This window comes from Pirellulales bacterium (assembly GCA_035656635.1).
In the GTDB taxonomy this organism is placed as follows: domain Bacteria; phylum Planctomycetota; class Planctomycetia; order Pirellulales; family JADZDJ01; genus DATJYL01.
The window spans coordinates 1-20,944 of the sequence record DASRSD010000155.1 but is presented as its reverse complement, the minus strand read 5'-3'; the positions used below and the strand labels follow the sequence as shown (position 1 = coordinate 20,944).

The following is a 20,944-nucleotide window of genomic DNA, read 5'->3' as shown; positions in this document are numbered from 1 at the left end:
TTCCGCATGGTTGCCTCCTGCCGGAAACCGGCATTACGATGCGGCAGATTCGATCGACCCACGAAATTCTCTGTACCCCACGATCATCCCTATCCGCCCGAATTCTACCAAACCTCAGGGGGATTTGTCACGTAAATTTTTAGCGGAAGTGGGTCAGCTTAATGTAAGGCAATTTGGAGCGGCCGCGGTCGCAGGCATCCTTACCCCCGCCGTGGCCGACCGGGCTAAGCTCGGGAGCGCGACCGACGATCGCGGCTTTATAGAATAAATTATTCCTGCACGCGCAAACGCACGCTGAAGGGCTTCGTAGTGCGAAGCTTGTCAATCGTTTCAATGGCCGAAAGCACGTCCCCTTCGGCGGCGGAATGGGTCATAATCACCAGCGGCAGGAAGCCGTCTTCGGTCCGTTTGTCGTCGTGCTGAATGACGGAAGCGATGGAAATTTTGTTCTTGCCCAGCACGCCGGCAATCTCGGCCAGCACGCCCGGCTGATCGGCCGCCATAAAGCGTAGATAAAACTTGCCCATCGATTTCGCCGGATCCAGCGGCCGCGCGGCGGAAGCCTGATCGGTCCACAGCTCTAAATTGCGGAACGTAATTTGAGCGCGGCCCACGACCATGTCGATCATGTCGGCCACCACGGCCGAAGCGGTGGGCATTTGGCCGGCGCCTTGACCGTGAAACATTAGCGGGCCCACGGCATCGCCCACCACGCTAATGGCGTTGAACGCTCCGCGAACTTCGGCCAGCGGCGCGCCGATTTTCACTAGCGTGGGGGAAACCTGCAAATTCACTCCCCCGGCGGCCAATTGGGCCATCGCCACCAATTTGATTCGATAGCCCAATTCCTTGGCGTATCGCAAATCGGCGGCATCCAGCCCGTCGATGCCGCGGCGCGGAATATCGCGCCAATTCACACGGGCGCCAAACGCCAAGTGGGCTAAAATGGCCAGCTTTTGCGTGGCGTCGGAGCCGTCGACATCCAGCGTTGGATCGGCCTCGGCATAACCTAGCCGCTGCGCTTCTTTCACGGCGGCGGAATAATCTGCCCCCTGCTCTTCCATTTGCGTGAGGATGAAATTGCTGGTGCCGTTGAGAATGCCGCGGAGCGATTGAATTTGATTGGCCGACAAGCACTGGCTGATGTTGGCGATGATGGGAATGCCGCCGGCCACGGCCGCTTCGAACGCAATGCACAAATCCAGTGCGCGGGCCCGATCGAACAATTCCGGCCCATGTTCGGCCAAGAGGGCTTTGTTGGCGGTGACCACGTCTTTGCCGTTTTCCAGCAGCTCCAGCATAATTTGCCGCGCCGGCTCCAGCCCGCCCACCAAATGCGCGACGACCTTAATTTCCGGATTGTGGGTAATGGCCTGCAAATCGCTCGACAGCACGCCGGAGGGCAAGTGCAAATCGCGAGGTTTTTCTTCATCGCGCACCACGACCGATTCCAGCACAAGCTGCCGGCCGGAGTGACGCGCAGCCCGTTCGCCATGCTCGACCAGCAGCCGAGCCACGCCGGTGCCGACAGTGCCCATGCCGACAATGGCAACTTTGATTTGGTCCATGGTGATTAGCGATTAGCAACTAGCGGTTAGCAGGAGCAGAGCAATTAGCGACTAGCGATTAGCAATTCAAGCCGCCATAGAAAGGATAGAACACGCCATGCTAGAATGCGGCTCGCAACACGGTCAAGCGGGCAAATCAAAGGTGTATAGTGACACCATCGGACGTTCTGCGAATTATAGAGCACAAAATTGGTTCGGACTGGCAACGTACGAATGCACATGGCTGTGAATTTAAGAGATGTTTGGTCGAGCCCTACCTTGCGGAATTTCAGACTTGTGGAGCTTCAGACGCAACGAAACGAGTAACCTTATGGATTGTATTGGAGGAACGCCCGGATACGCAGGGCGGTTATCAGATCGTATTTGACGAGGCGTCTGCGCAGTTTGGATTTGCAACAACTGACGTTCGGAGTGGTCGAATCTATCTTGGCGCGTACGGCGATTTCCTAACGACTTTTGACGCAATGTGACTGATAGGTTTAAAATGGAAACCGCAGCCCTCGATTTTTTCAAAAAAATTCTGGAAACGCCCAGCCCTTCGGGTTATGAGCGGCTGGTGCAGTAACAATGGATGTTATAGCGGTTTGTGTTGTCCGGATGCTTGGTTCCGTGATAGAATTGGGTTGAAAGGCGACCTATTTTATGTCGATTGCCGAACCGATCACCGAATGGGATATTCTGAACCGCATTGTTCGGTCGGACCATTCCGAATGGCCGACTGAGTTGGCCGAAGCTATTCTGCGGATCGAAATTCCCAAAGAAGATCGACAGCGAGTGCATGAGTTGCTTGTGAAAAATCAGAACGACGAACTGACCGCCAGCGAGAAACGGACGCTGGAAAGTTACCGCAACGTGTCCGTATTGTTGGACATTGTTCGATCGAAAGCCCGGATGGCGACGCGAAAAACGAGTGGCCAGGAATAATTGAGATGCGCGAGGCTCTCAAACGGCTCGTGTGGGAGCGCGCTGGCAACCGCTGTGAATACTGTCATTTTCCTGCGGCTCAAGCAACATTTGGATTTGAAATCGATCACATTATCGCCCGGAAACACCAAGGCGCGTCGAACGAGGATAATTTGGCGCTTTCGTGCGTCTACTGCAACCTGGCTAAAGGAAGCGATATTGCCAGCGTTGATCCGGTTAGCGGAGAATTGATTCGTCTGTTCCATCCGCGGTTGGATGTGTGGTCGGAACATTTTCAATGGAACGGCACGTTGGTGCTTGGTAAGACTGCAATTGGCCGAACTACAATTCGGTTGCTGGAGATGAATCAGCCCGACTTGCTTTGGCTGCGTGAGGTGCTGTCAATCGAAGGAACTTTTGATTTCCAATAAATAACTATGGACACTGCCGCTCTCGATTTCTTCAAAAAAATCCTGGAAACGCCCAGCCCTTCGGGTTATGAGCGGCCGGTGCAGGATGTGGTTCGCCAGTATGTCGGCGATTTTGCCGACAGGGTAACCACCGATTTGCACGGCAATGTGATTGCGGTGAAAAACCCGGACGCCCCATTGCGGGTAATGCTGGCCGGGCATTGCGATCAAATTGGCATGCTGGTGCAGCACATCGACAGCGAGGGCTTTTTATATGTGAACACCATTGGCGGGTGGGATCCGCAGCAGTTGGTCGGCCAGCGGATGACCGTGTGGGCTGCCGGCGGGCCGATTGCCGGAGTGATTTCCCGAAAAGCCATTCACTTGCTGACCGAGGAGGAGCGGAAGCAAGTCGTCAAGCTGAAAGACATGTGGCTGGACATTGGCGCAAAAGATAAGGCCGAAGTCGAGGGGTTGGTTTCGATCGGCGATCCGGTCACGCTGCAATTGGGCTATCAGGAAATGCGCAACCACTGTGCCAACGCCCCGGCCATGGACGACAAAACCGGCCTGTGGGTGTGCCTGGAAGCCCTGCGGCGGGCCAGCCAGAAAAAGCTCCATTGTGCGCTGTTTGCCGTCTCCACCGTGCAAGAAGAAATCGGTTTGCGCGGCGCCCAAACCAGCGCCTACGGCATTAATCCGCAAGTGGGAATTGCCGTCGACGTAACGCACGCCACCGATTGCCCGACGGTGGAAAAAAAACAGGAAGGAGACGTGGCCCTGGGCAAAGGGCCGGTGATTTATCGCGGGCCGAACATGAATCCGCGCGTGGTGGAGCGGTTGGTGCAGGCTGCCAAGGCCAGTGAAATTCCCTATCAACTGGCCGCCAGCGGACGGGCCACCGGAACCGACGCCAACACCATCCAAATTTCCAGGGCCGGCGTAGCGGCCGGCCTGGTAAGTATTCCGAACCGCTACATGCACAGCGCCGTGGAAACGATTTCGCTGGAAGACATTGACCACGCGGCCGACCTGTTGGCGAACTTTGCAGCCGGACTGACCGGCATCGAAGATTTCACGCCGTGAGCGGAGCAGTGGACGGTGGGGCAGTGGTCAAGAGAGTGGCGGGGAAGCGCGAGGCCTGTCAGATTGGCACGGCTGCCTGTAAGCGGCAGTACTCGATTGCCGCTTGGTTGCGGAATCGTTTTTCGCAACTTCCTGCCAAACAATGCCTTGCGGCAATTGGGCCCGGCATGGCACGACGGTTGCTTTTCCAGGGGCCGTTTCAGACTCCGTCTGCCAAATGGGGTCGGAGTGTAGGCACAGCCGGTGCCTAAATGCCTAAGTTCCTGGTTTGCTGCGTGGGCAGGAACCTGGGCATATCGACACCTAGAAACAAGACGCCAGACCAAAACATCAATAACCAGGAGGATTTTCGCTGTGGCAAAACAAATGTTGTTTGACGACGAGGCACGTTTGCCGCTGGCAGCCGGGGTAAACAAACTGGCCAAGGCGGTGCGCAGCACGTTGGGGCCTCGCGGGCGGAACGCCGTGCTCGACAAGGGCTGGGGCTCTCCCAAAATTACCAAAGACGGCGTGACCGTGGCGGAAGATATTGAGCTGGATGATCCGTATGAAAATCTGGGCGCCAAATTAGTCAAAGAAGCCGCCAGCAAAACTAACGACGTTGCCGGCGACGGCACCACCACGGCCACGGTGCTGGCCGAAGCCATTTATAAGGAAGGCTTGCGCATGATTGCAGCAGGCGCCGATCCGATGGCCCTGTCGCGCGGAATTTCCAAGGGCACGGAAATCGTGTTTGAAGCCATTAAGAAAATGGCCTCTCCCATTGACGAAAAGAATCGGAAGGAAATTGAGCAAATTGCCACCATTGCCGGAAACAACGATCCGTCGATTGGCAAAGTTCTTTCCGACGCCTTCATGAAAGTTGGCAAAGATGGCGTCATTACTGTCGATGAAGGCAAGCAAAGCGAAACCACGGTCGACGTGGTGGAAGGCATGCAGTTTGATCGCGGTTATTTGTCTCCTCACTTTGTCACCAACGCCGACGAGCAAGTAGTCGAATTGGAAAATTGCTACGTGCTGGTTTACGAGGAAAAAATTAGTAGCGCCAAAAATTTGGTCCCCCTGTTGGAAGCGATCAGCAAGGCCAACAAGCCGCTGCTGATTATCGCCGAAGATGTGGAGGGAGAAGCGCTGGCCACGCTGGTCGTGAATAAGCTCCGCGGCATTCTAAGCGTGTGTGCCGTAAAAGCTCCCGGCTACGGCGACCGCCGCAAAGCCATGCTGGGCGACATTGCCACCCTAACCGGCGGCCAGGCTATTTTCAAAGACCTGGGCATTCAGCTCGATTCGGTCAAGCTGACCGATTTGGGCCGGACGAAAAAGGTGATTATTGACAGCGAAAACACCACCATTGTCGACGGCGCCGGAAAGAAAGACGCCATCGACGGGCGCGTGGAGCAAATTCGGCACGAAATCGAAGTGACCGATAGCGATTACGATCGCGAAAAGCTTCAGGAGCGCCTGGCCAAGCTTGCCGGCGGCGTGGCCCAAATTCACTGCGGGGCCGCGACCGAAACCGAAATGAAGGAACGCAAGTTTTTGCTGGAAGACGCCCAGGCTGCGACCAAGGCGGCACTGGAAGAAGGCATTGTGCCCGGCGGCGGCGTGGCGTTGCTCCGCTGCGAAAAGGCGCTCGACAAGCACGGCCTGAAAGGGGACGAAGCCCTGGGCGCGCAAATTGTGAAGAATGTACTCGACTGGCCGCTGCGCTGCATCGCCGATAACGCGGGCGTCGACGGCGCGGTGGTGGTCAATCGCGTGCGGCAAATGAAGGGCAAGAACGATGGTTACGATGCTGACAAGGATGAGTACACCGACCTGGTTGCCCGCGGCATTATCGATCCGGCCAAAGTGGTGCGCATCGCTCTGCAAAACGCCGCCAGCGTGGCCAGTTTGTTGTTGACCACCTCGGCCGTGGTGACCGACCTGCCCAAGGATGAAGAAGAAGCCGGCGGCCATGGCCACGACCATGATCACGGTATGGGAGGCATGGGCGGAATGGGCGGAGGCATGGGAGGGATGGGTGGCATGATGTAAAGCAAAAGCTGCGGCTGGCAGTGGGCAGCAAGCTGTTTAGCGTCGCCGGCCACGGCGACTTTGATTCAGAATTCAATAACCATCAATTTCAATTCAATTCGCAATTAAAGGAAACCAAATTATGGCCAAAACTAAACTTCGTCCGCTGGATGATCGCGTGGTGGTAAAGCCGGTTGAAGCTGAGGAGCGCACCGCCGGCGGCATTGTGCTACCAGATACCGCCAAGGAAAAACCGCAGCGCGGCAAAGTGGTGTCGATTGGCCCGGGCAAGCTCCTGGAAAACGGCCATCGCGGCACGCTTTCGGTTTCGATTGGCGATGAAGTGATTTACGGAAAGTACTCCGGCACCGACATCGAGCTGGAAGGGGACGACGTGAAAATTCTTCGCGAGACCGATATTTTGGCCAAAGTGCTGAATTAGCTGGCGGGCGGACGGCCGCAGGCAAGTAGGAAGACAACAGTACACAAATCATTTGACATCGAAATTTAGAAATCAGGAAACCAAACGTGGCTGCTAAACAATTGCTGTTTGAAGATCAGGCCCGGGCGAAAATGCTCAAGGGCGTGGAAAAGCTTGCCGATGCCGTGGCCGTAACCATGGGTCCGACGGGGCGCAACGTAATCATTTCGAAATCGTTCGGCGGCCCGACCGTCACCAAAGACGGCGTGACGGTGAGCAAGGAAGTCGATTTGGAAGACCGCTTCGAAAACATGGGCGCCAAACTGGTGAACGAAGTGGCCAGCAAAACTTCCGACGTGGCCGGCGACGGCACCACCACCGCCACGGTTTTGGCCCGCGCAATTTTCAAAGAAGGCTGCAGAGTAATTGCCGCCGGCAGCAACCCCATGGCGGTGCGCCGCGGCATTGATAAGGCGACCGATGCCGCCGTGGAGCATTTGAAATCGATGGCCAAGCCGGTTTCAGGCAAGGCGGAAATTACTCAGGTCGGCGCCATCAGCGCCAATAGCGATAAGGAAATTGGCAATTTGCTGGCCGACGCGCTGGAAAAAGTGGGCAAAGATGGCGTGATTACCGTGGAAGAAGGCAAGAGCATGGAAACCACGGTGAAATTTGTGGACGGCATGCAATTCGACAAGGGCTTCATTTCGCCGTACTTCATCACTCGCCCGACCGAAATGGATTGCTTCCTGGAAGACGCGCTGATTTTGATTCACGAAAAGAAAATCAGCAACCTGCGCGAGCTCGTGCCGATTTTGGAAAAGGTGGCGCAATCGAGCAAGCCGCTATTGATTATCGCCGAGGATGTCGATGGCGAAGCGCTTACGGCCCTGGTGGTGAATCGGTTGCGCGGCGTGCTGAATGTGTGCGCGGTAAAGGCGCCGGGCTTCGGCGATCGCCGCAAGGCCATGCTGCAAGATATTGCCATTGTGACGGCCGGCACATTAATTAGCGAAGATTTAGGCCTTAAGCTGGAAAGCCTGGAGCTGAATCAGCTGGGCCGGGCCAAGAAAATTACCGTCGACAAGAACAACACCACCATTGTCGAAGGAGCCGGCAAGCGGGCCGATATTCAAAACCGCATTCAGCAAATTCGCAATCAAGTTGAAAACACGGAAAGCGATTACGACAAGGAAAAGTATCAGGAACGCCTGGCCAAGCTGACCGGCGGCGTGGCAATTATTTCCGTCGGCGCCGGCACCGAAGCCGAAATGAAGCAGAAAAAAGCCCGCGTGGAAGATGCCTTGCACGCCACTCGGGCGGCTGTGGAGGAAGGCATTTTGCCCGGCGGCGGCGTGGCACTGCTGCGCTGCCATGATGCCGTGGAGAAAATTCGCGGCTCGGCCAAGGGAGACGAAAAGATTGGCATCGACATTGTGTTGCACGCCATTGCGGCTCCCATGCGGCAAATTGCCGATAACTGCGGCATTGATGGCTCGGTGGTGGTCGACGAAGTTGGCGAAAAGCCGACGAACACCGGCTACGACGCCAACCGACAAGAATATGTCGACATGGTGAAGGCCGGCATTATTGACCCGCTGAAGGTGGTTCGCTCCGCTTTGGCGAATGCGGCCAGCATTGCCGGATTGATGCTGACAACCGAAGCCCTGGTCACGAATTTGGAAGACGACGATAAAAAGCAACGCGCCCCGGAAGGCGTCATTCGGTAAGCGGCTGGCAGCAGGCAGTAGGCGGCTTGCAGCGAGCCAGAAACGGCGCCGGTTACGCGAATATATCGAATGCTGAAGTCGAGTTCGGGCCGCTTCGCAAGCAATCGAGGCGGCCCGCTTGCTTCACGGTGCTGTGGCCTGGAAAACGGCGCTCACCGCTGGCACAAAATGACGTACAATTTTCGAGACTGATTGGCAACTGTTCGATTTCATCACCGCCATGGCAACGATGGCAAATAAGCGCGATTATTACGAGGTGCTGGGGGTTGGGCGAACCGCCGCGCAAAAGGAAATTGCCGACGCCTATCGCAAGCTGGCGCTGCAATATCATCCCGATCGCAACCCCAACAACGAAGAGGCGGTCGTCAAGTTCAAAGAATCGGCGGAAGCATTTGAAGTGCTTTCCGACGATGACAAGCGCTCGCGCTACGATCAGTACGGCCATGCCGGCGTGGAAGGCGGCGTGCACCACTTTACCGACGTCAACGATATTTTCGAGGCCTTCGGCGATATTTTCGGCGGCGGCATTTTTGGCGATTTGTTTGGTGCGCGGCGCGGCGGCGGCCGGCGGCCACGCAAAGGGGACGATGTCGCTTGTGAGTTAACCATCGATTTATTTGAAGCCGCCCGCGGCGTTACGAAAACCATCGAATTCGACCGGCACGAGCCGTGCATCGAATGCCGCGGCACCGGATCAAAGCCCGGCACCAAGCCGGAGCAATGCCGTTACTGCGGCGGGCGTGGCCAGGTGGTGCAGGCCAGCGGAATTTTCCGCGTCCAAACCACGTGCCCGGCCTGTCAGGGGGCGGGGCAACTCATCAAAGACCCCTGCCCCAAGTGTCACGGGGCGGCCTTCACGGTGAAGCATATCTTTCGCGAAGTGAAAATTCCCGGCGGCGTCGATCATCACATGCGCGTGCGCTTGGCGGGCGAAGGAGAACCCAGCCCCAACGGCGGGCCGCCGGGAGATTGCTTCTGCGTCATTAATTTGAAGCCGCACCCATTGTTCGAGCGTGATGGGCAAGATTTGATTTGCCGTGTGCCCATTAGTTATGCTCAAGCAACGCTGGGGGCTAAAATAAAAGTGCCCACGCTGGAAGGGCCGGAAGATTTCGAAATTGCCGCGGGCACGCAGCCTGGGCAAGTGGTGAAAATGCGGCGTCGGGGCATGCCCGATCCGCGCGGCGGCAGCAAAGGTGATTTGCTCGTGGTCATTCAGTTGGAAGTGCCAAAATCACTTTCGGTGAGGCAGGAAAAGCTGCTCCGCGATTTGGCGACCGAGGAAAAAACCAATGTCAGTCCGCATCGCAAGTCCTTCATGGAAAAATTGAAAGATTATTTTGTTCCACCGGCGGAAACAGAACGGACGGAGAAAAAACGTGGCTAAGCCAGACCCAGACACCCATGCCGCACAAAACGCCAGGCAGCGCGCCGCGGCCGAAGACGTCGATCAAAGTGCAACCGGTGACGACGCCGTGCCCGAGCTCACCTCGGACCAGGAAATGGACGTGGTTCGCGCCGATTTGTCCGAAGCGCGCGATAAAATGCTCCGCGCTCAGGCCGAATTAGATAACTACCGCAAGCGCGCCCGGCGGGAATTGGACGACGAGCGCCGCTACGCCGAAATCAATCTGCTGCGCGATTTGCTGCCGGTGCTGGACAACATTCATCGGGCGGTCGACGCCGCGGAAAAAAAAGCCGACCCGGCGGCGCTATTGTCCGGCTTCAAAATGGTCCGCCAGCAATTGGAAGGACTGTTGGAGCAGCACCATTGCAAGACCATTGAAGCCGTCGGCGAAGCGTTTGATCCGGCGCAGCATAATGCCGTCATGCAACAGGCCAAGCCGGATAAACCGGAGAATACAGTTCTGGACGTGGTGCAAACCGGTTACCATTTGTACGACCGCGTGGTGCGGCCGGCACAAGTCATTGTGTCCAAGAAAGAGTAGGCGGCGGGCGGTATGCAGTACGCGGTAGGCGGATGGCAGCCGGCAGTAAGCTTGAGCGTTGACTCTAACTTCTGAATCCTGAACTCTGAATCCTGACCCCTACCCGCATGCCCACCTACGATTACGTCTGCGACGCTTGCCATCACGAGTTCGAGGAATTTCAATCGATCACGGCTTCGCGCCTGCGCAAGTGTCCTAAGTGCGGCAAGAAGAAGCTGCGCCGCTTGATCGGCACCGGCGCCGCCATCATGTTCAAGGGCTCCGGCTTTTATCAGACCGATTACCGCAGCGACTCCTACAAAAAACGGGCCGAGGCAGATAAGCCCACGCCCACAGCCGGCGAAGGCAAAGGCGAGGGCAAGTCGGAAAGCAAATCAGAAACAAAGTCGGAAACAAAAACCGATACGAAAACTGCTGCCGATTCGTCCAACAGCAAATCTGAAAGCAAGAAATCAACCGGCAAGCGTAAATCGTAATTGCGTGGATTCAGATCGCGCGGCCGTCGGGTGGCTGGGGTCGCGGGCACCGTCCGCCAAAGGCGGATGGTCGGTGAGCCCCCAGCGGATTGCATTCCGGGGGCTCGGCGGCCTCGACCCCGGGCATCCATTCGTCTTTAATTCAAATTAGGCGTCGACCGGATTTAGCGGCCGGAGTCTACAAAGCGTGCGAGCCATGCAACTCATCTTCTCAGCCGCGGTTGTGCTGTTGATGTTCGTGGGTCTTCCTGTGTGGCTCTTGGTGTCGCTGCGCAAAAGGTCGATGGGGGAAATCATGTTCGGCGATCAAAATCATCGCCAGGCCAGATCGGGCCTGAGCAACGCACTACAGGAATTGGGCCGGCTGGTCGCCAAGCCGTCCATTGAGTATAGAATTGAGGCGGAAGATCCCGACAAGCTTGTCGAGGATGAAAAAGGCGGAGATTAGGCGATTTTGCCGCCGCGTATTTTACTTTCACCGGCTGCCATGCTTTTTATTCGCTGTCCAATTTGCAATCAGGAATTCGACCCAGAGCGATCGACCGCGTTGCCGTTTTGCAGCGATCGCTGTAAGCGAATTGACCTGGGCCGCTGGCTTGACGAGCGTTATGCACTGCCCATCGAGCGGCCGGAAGATGACGAAAACGCCCGTCCGCCCGCCGATGAAGAATAATCCATCACGGGACAGATAGTCACGCCTTTCCGCTAACGCTCTCCAGCCAGCCGTTATTGCGTATTGCGGCTCGGTTCGTATAATGCTCGTCAACCCACTTTCTCCATCTTCTCTGGAAGGAACTTAGCATGGCGGAGGAGCAAACTCGGATTCGCCAAATTTCTTGGATGGAAATTTTTCCTTGGCTGGGGTTAGTTCGAGCTGTCCGGTTGGCATTCGCCCCCCGCATGTTGATTTTGGCTGCCATTGGCCTGGCGGCGACGAACGCCGGCTGGGCATTGATGGGGACAATTTTTTCGGGCACGGAAGACCAAAGCTTGGTCGAAGCTCGAACGGCAATCAATACGTTTCGAGAGCTGCCGGAAATGCCTTCTCGAATTCAACTTCCGCCAGTCAGCATTAGCGTGCTTGATCCTGCCAATAGCAGCGCCCAATTCCCGTGGAAGGAGCTGCGATATCCTTTTGCTCAATTGTTTGAATGGGACGTAACGGTTGCCTCGTTCACCTATTTGCTGTTGTGCGGTATTTGGGCGCTGTTAGTGTGGGCGCTGTTTGGCGGCGCAATTTCGCGCGGAGCGGCGGTGTGGTTCGCGCGGGAAGATCGATTGAGCTTTCGCCGGCTGTTGCTGTGGGGTGTTAAAAAATGGCCGGCCTATTTCGGAGGGCCGATTTTTCCCTTGCTTGGGGTTTTAATCGCCGTAATTCCCATTGCCATTTTGTGCCTGCTGCTTAAGGCATCGATCGGCGTGCTGGTGGTGGGAATCATTTGGCCGGTCGTGCTGCTGTGCGGGTTATTCTTAGCCATCTTGCTGGTTGGCTTGCTGTTCGGTTGGCCGCTCATGTGGCCCACGGTAAGCGCGGAAGGAACCGACAGCTTTGACGCCCTGAGCCGGTCGTATTCCTATACCTATCAGCGGCCGGTGCACTATTTGTTTTACGCTGCCGTGGCGGGCATTTTAGGAATGCTGGCCTGGGTAGTGGTGTTGATCTTCGCCAAAGGGGTGATCGAGTACAGTTATTGGGCGGCGAGTTGGGGCAGCGGCGGCGAACGCATTCAACAAATCCGGCAGATTGCAGAGGCTCCGCCTCCGTTCGAACTGCCTGGCGCGATTCCGGCGATGACCGTTCCTCCCCCGCCGGAGCCTACCGGCATGTTGGAGATGGGCAGCCACGCCATTGGGTTTTGGGTGCGCGTGGTGAAGTATTTGGCCGTGGCGTACTTGTTCAGCTATTTCTGGTGTGCCGCCACGTTCATTTATTTCTTGCTGCGGCAAGCCGTCGATGCCACCGAACTGGATGAAGTAGCCGTAGAAGAAGAAGCGGAGCTCCACAGCCTGCCCGCCTTAGCCAACGAGCCGGGCGGACCGCCGCAAGTGGGAGGTGCGCCCGCTTAAGCGTTGGCTAGGGTTGCTCGCTGGAGGACCGTATTTGCGCTAGCAAACTTTGCATTTGCGCATCGAACTGGCCGCGAGTAAGCACAAAATTGCAGCCGGCTGCTTGGGCGGCGGCCAATTTTGCTTCGTGCACGTGGGGACCGAACGCAATTATTGCGCGGGGCGGAATCGGCAGAGCTTTCAAGCACGGCACGAGAGTGGCCGGATCGACCTGTGGAGTGTTAAGGTCCAAGATGACGACGACCGCCGCCTCGGTGGTCATTTTTTCCAATAGCGCGTCGGCGGTCGCTGCTGTGAACATTTGCCAGCCCAACTGCTGGGCCACGCCGGCAACACGGGACGGAAATACCAAATCGCTAGTGAGAAAGGCAATGGACATGGCAGATGATCTCAAACCGGGGACACGGGGTGGGGACAGCCCGGCTCCGCGTTCACACAGACAATCGAACCCGACGGCAATGCTATACCGCTTCCTGGCCGCGAACGGAGCCGGCAATGGAAACAGCTTCCAGCGCCGGCAGCACGAAGATTTTTCCATCGCCGATTTCCCCTCCCGGCCCCGTGCGGGCAACGGCCATTAAGGCTTCGACCGTGCGATCCAGGAAATCGTCGTTGACCATAATTTCCAGCGTAATTTTGCGGAGCAGCTGGGTTTTATATTCGTGGCCGCGATACATTTCGGTGCGGCCGCGCTGCCGGGCATAACCTTGGGCATCGCCAACGGTCATGCGCGTGACTTCAATTTTATCGAGCGCTTGCCGCACGGCTTCGAGCTTGGTGGGCTGAATAATGGCAAGGATGAGCTTCATCGGAACCGTTTCGCGGAGACAGGCAGCTTGGGCGCGTAAGATCAGCGGCGGCGGAACACACGACAGGATAACCCAGCGCAGGCTAGGCAACAATGCCGCCGACGAACAACAAAAAAGCCCGGAGAATTTTTAATCTCCGGGCTTGAGGAGCCAAACAACGGGAAGCGCGCGGATTACGGCGTGTGATCTTGCCCTTCGCCATAGCGAAGCTCAAAAATGCCGCCGCCGCTGCCGGGCATCCGCAATTGCAAATGGGCATCTAGCACTTTGCCGATGCGGGCCGAGCTTTCGGTCAAGTGGTCGCGGCTGTAATCGTCCAGCTTGACATTGCTGGCCAGCAGCTTGTTCATGCGATCCTGGAGCGCTTTCAACTCCGCAAACGCCACGGTTTGGCAATCGGCCGGCGACGAGGTGTTGCCCATGGCCAGGTTCGACAACCGGGTGAGGTATTGCCGCTGCAAATTGCGGCGCAAACTGCTGATAGCCGGCTTGCGATTAGTGAAATCGCCCCCTTGGAGCGTATCGAGCTCGGAGAAAATTGCCTTCGTCAAGCCGTCCAGCAGGTCGGGCGCGGTGAACGCCTCTTGATCGGCCGGAATTTTCAGCTCGCTATCGTGCAACCGGTCGAGCGTGAGGGACGACAACAATTGATCCAGAATGCGCCCCTGCCACAGCGATATGACTTCGTGCACGGGGTAATCGTTGCGCAGCGGCACTTCGGCGCCCCAATGGTCCCAGCGGGAAGCCGACAAGTGGTTGTACAAATCGGGCGGGAATTGGAACGGCTTGTCGTTGAACACTTCCTGCGCGACCATATCCAACGCTTCGCGCTGCTTTTTGGGATCGACGACGACGTAAGGCACAGCAGCATCTTTATCGCCTTTGTGGCTGCGGTTGACGTATACACCGCCGACATAACGCGAGGCAAAGTACATGGCCCGGCCGTATTGCGACAGGAGCACGCCAAACGCTTCGCGGGCTTTTTCGTAGCCCTCGCCATCTTTCACCACGCGATCGACAATTTTCGGCCAGAGGGTGGAAATGAGTTCCGCCCGTTGCTTGGCGTAGTCAATGTTGTCGCTTCCCAAATCGTAACGGTTGACCAGCGGATCGCTATCGATGCCGCGAGTATCTTCATCGGTGGCGTATTGCAGGGCCGGCTCGCCGCTGCGGGAAGCAATTTTATCGAGCGATTTTTTATCTCCCTCCGGCGTGTAACCAAATTCAATGGCCCACATGTCGTAAGGACCAATCGTGGTGGAGAAATAATCGCCTTGCGTTTTCCCCTTGGGAACAATGTTGGAAGGCGTGTAATCCATGACCGAGGCCACCAGGGCTTTCCCCTTCATTTTTTCCGGATCGTTGATTTCCTCAAGCGTGTGGTAGGCGCTGGCCTTAAAGTTGTGCCGCAAGCCCAAGGTGTGCCCCACTTCGTGCATGGTGACTTCCTTCAGGCCTTGCATAATCATGCGTTCTTCCTCGGCGCTGGATTTGCCTTTGTCGTCACTGTCGGCCTTGGCCATGATGACCGCACTGCCCAAAGCGAAATCTAAGGCGCGTCCGTTGGCCAGATCGCAGGCGGGGAAAAAGCTGCGGTCTGCATTTTGCCGATGCACTTGCTCCTCGTACGATTTCAAATCCAACGGGCCGCCGGTCATGGCGGCAATGCTGGCGGGCGTGAAAGTTTCGTACTCGGTGCTCCAGTACTGCAAAAAGTCGGCGTCAAAAATAATGCTGGCGTTCAAAATTTGGCCGTTCGTCGGATTCACGCGCGACGGCCCCATGGCAAACTTGGCGCTGGAAGTAATCCAGCGGAACGTGTTGTAGTTGATGTCTTCCGGATCCCAATCAGCATTGTCGGGCTGCTGGCGCACTTCAATGGCGTCTTCAAAGCCCGCCTTGGCAAACGCCTTGTTCCATTCCAAAATGCCTTCGCGCACCGGGTTGCGATATTTGTACGGAATGGTTTTTTCCAGCCAGAACACAATTGGCTTTTTCGGTTGCGATAAATCGGCGCCGGAATCGGCCTTGCTTAAATCCCAGCGGTTAATGTAGCGGACGAAATGCTCCTCGTCCCCTTTTTGCGAGTAATCCTTAATGACGCTCAGGAAATAACCAAGCCGGTCGTCGGCCAGCCGCGGCCGGTAGCCATTTTGCGGCAAGTAACTAACCGAATAGTGCACGTTGATGGTGGCGCCGCGCGTGTCGGAAACCGAATCGATTTCGGTCATCCCGCTGGAGGCATACGTGGCGGCAACTTCCAGCTCGTCATTATCGGCAAAGCCTTTGTTCGTGGCCCAAGTGGAACGTTGCGAGGAAAACGAAAAGCCGGGCAGCATTTGCGAAATTTCCGGCAAGTCGGTCATGAACACCTGGTTCAAATCAATGACGTAACTGCCCGAGGGACTGGTCGTGACAATTGGCAAGCTGAATAAAATGCTGTCCGTATAAGCCAGTTGCACGGCCCGCTCTTCCGGGCTTCCTTTGGCGGCCGTGAAGCGCACGTTCCGGCGAACCACTTGAATGTAATCGTCCACTTTGCGGAATTGCCAAATCCAGTCGTCGCCAAAATTCCAACTCATGCCGGCCAGCAACATGCCACGGCCAATGCCCCGCGCGATGGAAATCACCACGATGAAGTCGCGGTTCAGTTGGCTAGGAGAAAGCTCGGCATACAGCGAGCCCCCTTTTTTCCGCAGCTTAATTAAGCCAGGGATGGGATCGTCGGCTTCTTTGAAGAAATCGGCATAGGGCGGATACTTAGGCTTTTTCGCCGTCGAACCGCTGCCGGAATCGGAGTGCTTGGAGGCGGAAGAAGAGCCGCTTTCGTCTTCGGCATCGGAGGCACTAACGGCATCTTTGGCATCCGACTTGGGGCCAGATTTTGCGGCCGGCTTTTCCCCCTCGGTTTTTTGTTCAGCGGCGTGGGCGGCCGTGTTTAACCAAGCGGTGGCAAAAGTCACGGCCACACCGAACAATAAAATACGCACACCGCGGCGGAGTATGGGCATCGGTCAGTTCCTCGGGCAAAGAGACAATTGGCGAAGGGGGTTCCGGCAACGAATCGAGACGACAAGCACTGCAAGGCTGAGATTCTGGAAATTCGTCGCCGAGAATGGCGACACCGTTATATCTAATCCATTTTATGTGTATTACGAAGCTGGAAACAAGCTAGTTCTTGTACGCAATTTTCAAAGTTGGGATGCGGCGACTCGCCGGAATCGCGGCGCTGGACCATTTTGATACACAGGCGATTGTGCCACGGAGCGGGTTTGGACGATTGGCGTGTCTACTTCCATTATATTTAACCCAGCGAACACCCCAAGCAGACCGCGCATTAAACTAGGCCAGAAAACAGGCTGACTATGCTCGATAATCGCTACGACCTGTCTCCAATCCTCGCAGCTTACCCGTCCGATTGCCAGCCAATGAAGCTCCCTAACCAGACCATTGCTGGCGGGTTTAGCGGTTCACGAATTTGGCAATTTTCGGCTCAACGGGGTGCCGTGTGCCTTCGCCGCTGGCCGCCGGAACATCCCACTGCCACACATTTGCAGTGGATTCACAATGTTCTCGCCGAAGCATTCAAAAATGGATTTCCCCTGGCCCCCTGCCCGGTTCGAACCGAATCTGGCCAAACGTTTGTCAGCTTCGATGGGTATTTGTGGCAATTGGAACCGTGGCTGCCTGGCGTGGCCGATGATGATTTGGCCGCTCAAAAAGTAGCGCCTGCAAAATTGGAGGCGGCGCTGGCGGTCTTGGCTCAATTTCACGCAGCGGTGGCGGTTGATCGGAGTAATTTTGCATCCGAGAGCCCGGCGCCAGGCATAGCAAAACGACTGATCCGATTGAACGAATTGCAGTCGGCGGCCCTAAAGCGGTTGACCACTGCAATCGCTACACAGCCGCACGCTTGGCCGGAACTGGCAGAACGTGCCGAGCCCTTTGTGAAATTATTTTGCGTGACCGCGCCTCATACCCTTGAATCGCTGCGGCGGGCAGCCCAGTGGCAGGTGCGCATTGTGCCGTGCATTCGCGATATTCACCGGCGACACGTGTTGTTTGAGGGGAACCGGGTTACAGGAATTGTCGATTTCGGCGCCATGCAGCCGGACAACATTGCCGGCGACGTCGCGCGCCTGCTGGGGAGCTTTGCCGGATGCGAGCAGGCATTGTGGGAAATCGGATTGGCGGCATACCAACGGCTGCAGCCGCTAACCGAATCGGAACAAAAATTGATCCCGCTGTACGACGAAAGCGGCGTGTTGCTGTCTGGAATCAATTGGCTGCAATGGGTTTTCGTCGACGGCCGGCAATTTGAAAATCGCCCTGGTCTACTGGCGCGGTTCGACGCCATTCTTGGCCGCCTGGTTTCTTTGGCGGATCGAATCTCGCCAAAAAATACAGTTATTGTATGATTTATTGATGTCGGATGAGACATTGGGTGGCCGGGGTCGAGGCCGCCGAGCCCCCGGAATGCAAAACCACTGGGGGCTCACTTCGTTCGACCCAGCCACCCAAAATCCAGTTATGCGACGATTGACGTCGGATGAGTCGCCCGCAGCGTGTATCATATTCCGGAAATGTTTGCCGTAGCGTTGAGCAAGTTTCCATGCATATTCCCGTTTCCGCATCCTGGCACAAGATGGCGAAAAGCACACTTCTGCGTTGGCTTCCGGTTGGCTTCGTTGCAGTAATTGCATTGTTTTTTGCAATCCACGCCGAAGCGCAAGTGGGCTCGTTTGATTTAGGCGTCGGCGCCTCGAGCGGCGCCAGCCTGGGCGAAAAACTGAAAGCCTCGGCATTTTTTACGCCCGCTGAAGCCGGCAAGCCGGCCATGCTGTTTGTCACGGCGAATCTCGCCCCCGGTTGGCATACTTACTCGCTGACACAGGCTCCCGGCGGCCCCAATAAATCGCAAATCAAACTTACGGCATCTGGCGATTACAAACTGCTGGGCGAATTCCAGCCGAAAGCCGCAGCCGAAGTTCATCACTATGAAGATATTTGGCCCGGGTTAGCGGTCGAGGAACACACCGGCCAAGTCACTTGGAGCGCGCCGCTGGAAATTGTCGCCGGCGTAAATCCGGCCAAGCTCGAAATCGCCGGAGCAGTTCACGCCCAAGTGTGCGCCAAAGAGTGCTTGCCCCCGACCGATTACAAATTTGTGGCCCATTTGGCGTCGGCCAAGGAGGCCGCGGCGGTGGCAAATCAGGCAGCAGCTGCCGGGAATACCACTGACGCAGCTCCGCCTGCCGGTGTAGCACGCTACAAGCCCTCTTTTTCGCATGTCACGCTCAGCGGCGTTGTCGAACCGGCCGCTGCCAAGCCCGATAGTATCGTGCACCTGACCATCACCGCGGAGCCCTCGGCCGGTTGGCACATTTACGCGCTGGCGGAAAAGGACCCGGTCGATGTTTCCAAGCCCACGCTCATTGTGCTCACCAATTCGTCGCAGTTCCGCTTTCGCTCCCCTCGGGCTAGCGCAGCGCCGGTTCAGACATCTAGCACGGTCACCCGGTCGAGCAAAGTTGAGTATTACGAAAAGCCGGTTTCGTGGACCATCGACCTGGAAATCCCGGCCAACACCAAGCCTGGCGATTACCCCATTGCCGGCATCGTTGGTTATCAAACGTGCAGCGATAGTTCTTGCGATGGCCCTAAGGCCGCCTGGTTCGATGGGCACATTACCGTTGGCGGAGCGGCAGTAACCGGCGCTACTGGCAATGGTGCGGCGGGCGGAATTCCGATGCTGTTCCGCGAAGCTCAATATGATCAGGCCGCCAAGCTGGCCGAACAAGCAGTGAATCAAAACGGCGCAGCAGCGCCCAAGCCGGCTGCCGGGACATCCAGTTCCGCGACGCCGGAGCCCAATAGTGCCCTGTCAGAGAAAGCCCCGATTGCCGCCGAGCCCATGGAATCCAAATCGCTCGCCGCAGTGCTGCTGTCTGCATTTTTCGGCGGCATCATTTTGAACCTGATGCCCTGCGTGCTGCCCGTGATTGGGCTGAAGTTGCTTACGTTCGTGGAGCAAAGCCACCAGCATCGCAGCCGGGTGTTCATGCTTAACGTGTGGTACACGCTGGGCTTGCTGACCGTGTTCATGGTGTTGGCGACTTTGGCTTGTGGCTTCAAATTGTCGTGGGGCCAGCAATTCAGCTCGACGGCATTCAACATCGTGATGAGCTGCGTCGTGTTTGTCATGGCGTTAAGTTTCCTCGGTGTGTGGGAAATTCCCATTCCCGGCTTTGTCGGCTCCGGCAAAGCGGCGGAAGCAGCCACTCACGAAGGCGCAGCCGGTGCGTTTGCCAAAGGCGTGGTCTCTACGATCTTGGCCACTCCTTGCAGTGGTCCGCTGCTGGGCCCCGTTTTCGGTTTTACCCTGCGACAACCGCCGGGAGTGATTTACGCCATCTTCGCTTCGATTGGGTTGGGCATGGCCGCGCCGTATTTGGTGATCGGCGGGTTCCCACGGCTGATTCGTTTTTTACCCAGGCCCGGCGCTTGGATGGATACGTTCAAGCACATCATGGGCTTTGTCCTGTTGGGCACGGTGGTATTTTTGTTCACGTTTTTGGATCGCGATTATGTCGTGCCCACGTTCGGCCTGCTGGTGGCCTTGTGGGCGGCCTGCTGGTGGATTGGCCGCGTGCCATTGACGGCGGAGTTGGGCCCAAAACTGAAAAGCTGGGCACAAGGAGCGATTACTGCCGGCGTGCTGGGTTATGCGGCGTTTGCAGTGCTTTTGCCTCATGCCCCGGTATTGCCTTGGCAGCCGTTTTCGGTCGAGTCGTTGGGGAAATATCGCGGCGAAGGAAAAACGGTGCTGGTCGATTTCACTGCCGATTGGTGCCTCACTTGCAAGCTGAATTTGAAAACCGCCATCGACACGCAAGATGTGCTAAAAGTGATTCAAGCCAATAATGTGGTTCCGCTTTTGGCCGATTGGACGCACGAATCGCAGGAGATTAAAGACACGCTGGCTGCGCTCAACTGGAATTCCATTCCGGTGCTCGCCATTTTTCCCGCCGACCAGCCCGAAAAGCCCATTGTGCTGCACGATCTGATCACGCAAAGCCAGTTGCTCGAGGCTTTGAAGCAGGCCGGCCCATCGCAACAGGCCGTCGCCGGCAAACAAACGGCGATGCAGTAGCGCAATATCCAATTGGCATCTTTGACAAGGTGCGTGATTCTTTCTTTTGGCGTCCACCCGCTTGAGGACCAAGCCTGTGTCCGCGGGGAACTTTCTTGTTTTGCACCGCGTCGAAACACCATTATGATGAAGATGGTCCACCACGCGGAGCAAAGCGAGGCTGGCTTGTGATGCACCGTCACTTTTTCACCTTATTGTTACTGCTGTGGTCAGCTGCGCTCCTAGAGCGCTCTTCATCTAGCTCTAGCGCCATGCCGGCAAATTAGTTAAGCTACGCAGCAACTTGAACAAGGAGGTTGCTGTGGCACCGTATTCGAGGGAGTTTCGTCGAGACGTACTTGCCGCCTGTGATACGG

19 protein-coding genes are annotated in these 20,944 nt (G+C 56.6%); 15 read left to right on the top strand and 4 right to left on the bottom strand.

Annotated features, from left to right (window positions below):
* Positions 1–268, top strand: a 268-nt coding sequence (locus VFE46_15690) for a hypothetical protein (protein ID HZZ29440.1), incomplete at its 5' end; no start/stop codon positions are given.
* 1 nt (position 269) lies between these two features.
* Here VFE46_15690 and VFE46_15685 read toward each other — a convergent pair.
* On the bottom strand, positions 270–1,568 hold the full coding sequence (locus VFE46_15685; protein ID HZZ29439.1) for a homoserine dehydrogenase: 1,299 nt from the start codon (positions 1,566–1,568) through the stop codon (positions 270–272).
* A 642-nt stretch (positions 1,569–2,210) separates the two neighbouring features.
* Here VFE46_15685 and VFE46_15680 point away from each other — a divergent pair.
* The 12 genes from VFE46_15680 (at position 2,211) to VFE46_15625 (ending at position 12,626) form a co-directional block, all read left to right on the top strand.
* Positions 2,211–2,492, top strand: coding sequence for a hypothetical protein (locus tag VFE46_15680; protein ID HZZ29438.1), 282 nt, complete (start codon positions 2,211–2,213; stop codon positions 2,490–2,492).
* A gap of 5 nt (positions 2,493–2,497) precedes the next feature.
* Positions 2,498–2,902 carry an HNH endonuclease signature motif containing protein gene (locus tag VFE46_15675; protein ID HZZ29437.1) on the top strand — a complete coding sequence of 135 codons (405 nt, stop codon included), beginning with the start codon at positions 2,498–2,500 and terminating at the stop codon, positions 2,900–2,902.
* Positions 2,903–2,908: 6 nt separating this feature from the next.
* Positions 2,909–3,967 (top strand): M42 family metallopeptidase, encoded by a 1,059-nt coding sequence (locus VFE46_15670; protein ID HZZ29436.1) that lies wholly within the window; start codon positions 2,909–2,911, stop codon positions 3,965–3,967.
* A gap of 354 nt (positions 3,968–4,321) precedes the next feature.
* Positions 4,322–6,004, top strand: a complete 1,683-nt coding sequence (gene groL / locus VFE46_15665) for a chaperonin GroEL (protein ID HZZ29435.1) — start codon at positions 4,322–4,324, stop codon at positions 6,002–6,004.
* Positions 6,005–6,125: 121 nt separating this feature from the next.
* Positions 6,126–6,425, top strand: coding sequence for a co-chaperone GroES (gene groES, locus VFE46_15660; GenBank protein HZZ29434.1), 300 nt, complete (start codon positions 6,126–6,128; stop codon positions 6,423–6,425).
* Between the two features lie 86 nt (positions 6,426–6,511).
* Positions 6,512–8,134 (top strand): chaperonin GroEL, encoded by a 1,623-nt coding sequence (gene groL / locus VFE46_15655; GenBank protein ID HZZ29433.1) that lies wholly within the window; start codon positions 6,512–6,514, stop codon positions 8,132–8,134.
* A gap of 229 nt (positions 8,135–8,363) precedes the next feature.
* A complete protein-coding gene (gene dnaJ, locus VFE46_15650; protein ID HZZ29432.1) occupies positions 8,364–9,521 on the top strand; it encodes a molecular chaperone DnaJ in 1,158 nt (385 codons plus the stop codon).
* The gene (gene grpE, locus VFE46_15645) at positions 9,514–10,083 is read left to right on the top strand and encodes a nucleotide exchange factor GrpE (protein ID HZZ29431.1); all 570 of its coding nucleotides are present in this window, start codon (positions 9,514–9,516) and stop codon (positions 10,081–10,083) included. Before dnaJ ends, grpE begins: the two co-directional genes overlap by 8 nt.
* 107 nt (positions 10,084–10,190) lie before the next feature.
* The gene (locus VFE46_15640) at positions 10,191–10,559 is read left to right on the top strand and encodes a zinc ribbon domain-containing protein (protein ID HZZ29430.1); all 369 of its coding nucleotides are present in this window, start codon (positions 10,191–10,193) and stop codon (positions 10,557–10,559) included.
* 196 nt (positions 10,560–10,755) lie between these two features.
* A complete protein-coding gene (locus tag VFE46_15635; protein HZZ29429.1) occupies positions 10,756–11,007 on the top strand; it encodes a hypothetical protein in 252 nt (83 codons plus the stop codon).
* Positions 11,008–11,046: 39 nt separating this feature from the next.
* Positions 11,047–11,232, top strand: a complete 186-nt coding sequence (gene yacG, locus VFE46_15630) for a DNA gyrase inhibitor YacG (protein ID HZZ29428.1) — start codon at positions 11,047–11,049, stop codon at positions 11,230–11,232.
* A gap of 128 nt (positions 11,233–11,360) precedes the next feature.
* On the top strand, positions 11,361–12,626 hold the full coding sequence (locus tag VFE46_15625; protein HZZ29427.1) for a hypothetical protein: 1,266 nt from the start codon (positions 11,361–11,363) through the stop codon (positions 12,624–12,626).
* 7 nt (positions 12,627–12,633) lie between these two features.
* On the opposite strand, the gene VFE46_15620 is transcribed toward VFE46_15625, so the two are convergent.
* From VFE46_15620 to VFE46_15610, 3 genes are all read right to left on the bottom strand, one after another.
* Positions 12,634–13,005 (bottom strand): hypothetical protein, encoded by a 372-nt coding sequence (locus tag VFE46_15620; GenBank protein HZZ29426.1) that lies wholly within the window; start codon positions 13,003–13,005, stop codon positions 12,634–12,636.
* An 82-nt stretch (positions 13,006–13,087) separates the two neighbouring features.
* Positions 13,088–13,435 carry a P-II family nitrogen regulator gene (locus VFE46_15615; GenBank protein ID HZZ29425.1) on the bottom strand — a complete coding sequence of 116 codons (348 nt, stop codon included), beginning with the start codon at positions 13,433–13,435 and terminating at the stop codon, positions 13,088–13,090.
* Positions 13,436–13,608: 173 nt separating this feature from the next.
* Entirely contained in the window at positions 13,609–16,446 is a 2,838-nt protein-coding gene (locus tag VFE46_15610) for a zinc-dependent metalloprotease (protein HZZ29424.1), read from the bottom strand.
* 417 nt (positions 16,447–16,863) lie between these two features.
* On the opposite strand from VFE46_15610, the gene VFE46_15605 reads away from it, so the two are divergent.
* Complete coding sequence (locus VFE46_15605; protein ID HZZ29423.1) at positions 16,864–17,853, top strand: phosphotransferase; 990 nt, start codon at positions 16,864–16,866, stop codon at positions 17,851–17,853.
* A 284-nt stretch (positions 17,854–18,137) separates the two neighbouring features.
* Positions 18,138–20,588: a cytochrome c biogenesis protein CcdA gene (locus tag VFE46_15600; protein ID HZZ29422.1), complete on the top strand. Its 2,451-nt coding sequence runs from the start codon at positions 18,138–18,140 to the stop codon at positions 20,586–20,588.
* Positions 20,589–20,944: the final 356 nt, after the last annotated feature.

Excerpts from the sequence above, each read along its gene's own strand:
- yacG (HZZ29428.1), top strand. The coding sequence starts at position 11,047 with ATGCTTTTTATTCGCTGTCCAATTTGCAATCAGGAATTCGACCCAGAG.
- VFE46_15670 (HZZ29436.1), top strand. The coding sequence starts at position 2,909 with ATGGACACTGCCGCTCTCGATTTCTTCAAAAAAATCCTGGAAACGCCC.
- VFE46_15620 (HZZ29426.1), bottom strand. The coding sequence starts at position 13,005 with ATGTCCATTGCCTTTCTCACTAGCGATTTGGTATTTCCGTCCCGTGTT.
- VFE46_15640 (HZZ29430.1), top strand. The coding sequence starts at position 10,191 with ATGCCCACCTACGATTACGTCTGCGACGCTTGCCATCACGAGTTCGAG.
- VFE46_15605 (HZZ29423.1), top strand. The coding sequence starts at position 16,864 with ATGAAGCTCCCTAACCAGACCATTGCTGGCGGGTTTAGCGGTTCACGA.
- VFE46_15610 (HZZ29424.1), bottom strand. The coding sequence starts at position 16,446 with ATGCCCATACTCCGCCGCGGTGTGCGTATTTTATTGTTCGGTGTGGCC.
- VFE46_15685 (HZZ29439.1), bottom strand. The coding sequence starts at position 1,568 with ATGGACCAAATCAAAGTTGCCATTGTCGGCATGGGCACTGTCGGCACC.
- VFE46_15675 (HZZ29437.1), top strand. The coding sequence starts at position 2,498 with ATGCGCGAGGCTCTCAAACGGCTCGTGTGGGAGCGCGCTGGCAACCGC.
- VFE46_15625 (HZZ29427.1), top strand. The coding sequence starts at position 11,361 with ATGGCGGAGGAGCAAACTCGGATTCGCCAAATTTCTTGGATGGAAATT.
- groES (HZZ29434.1), top strand. The coding sequence starts at position 6,126 with ATGGCCAAAACTAAACTTCGTCCGCTGGATGATCGCGTGGTGGTAAAG.
- dnaJ (HZZ29432.1), top strand. The coding sequence starts at position 8,364 with ATGGCAAATAAGCGCGATTATTACGAGGTGCTGGGGGTTGGGCGAACC.
- VFE46_15615 (HZZ29425.1), bottom strand. The coding sequence starts at position 13,435 with ATGAAGCTCATCCTTGCCATTATTCAGCCCACCAAGCTCGAAGCCGTG.
- VFE46_15680 (HZZ29438.1), top strand. The coding sequence starts at position 2,211 with ATGTCGATTGCCGAACCGATCACCGAATGGGATATTCTGAACCGCATT.
- VFE46_15635 (HZZ29429.1), top strand. The coding sequence starts at position 10,756 with ATGCAACTCATCTTCTCAGCCGCGGTTGTGCTGTTGATGTTCGTGGGT.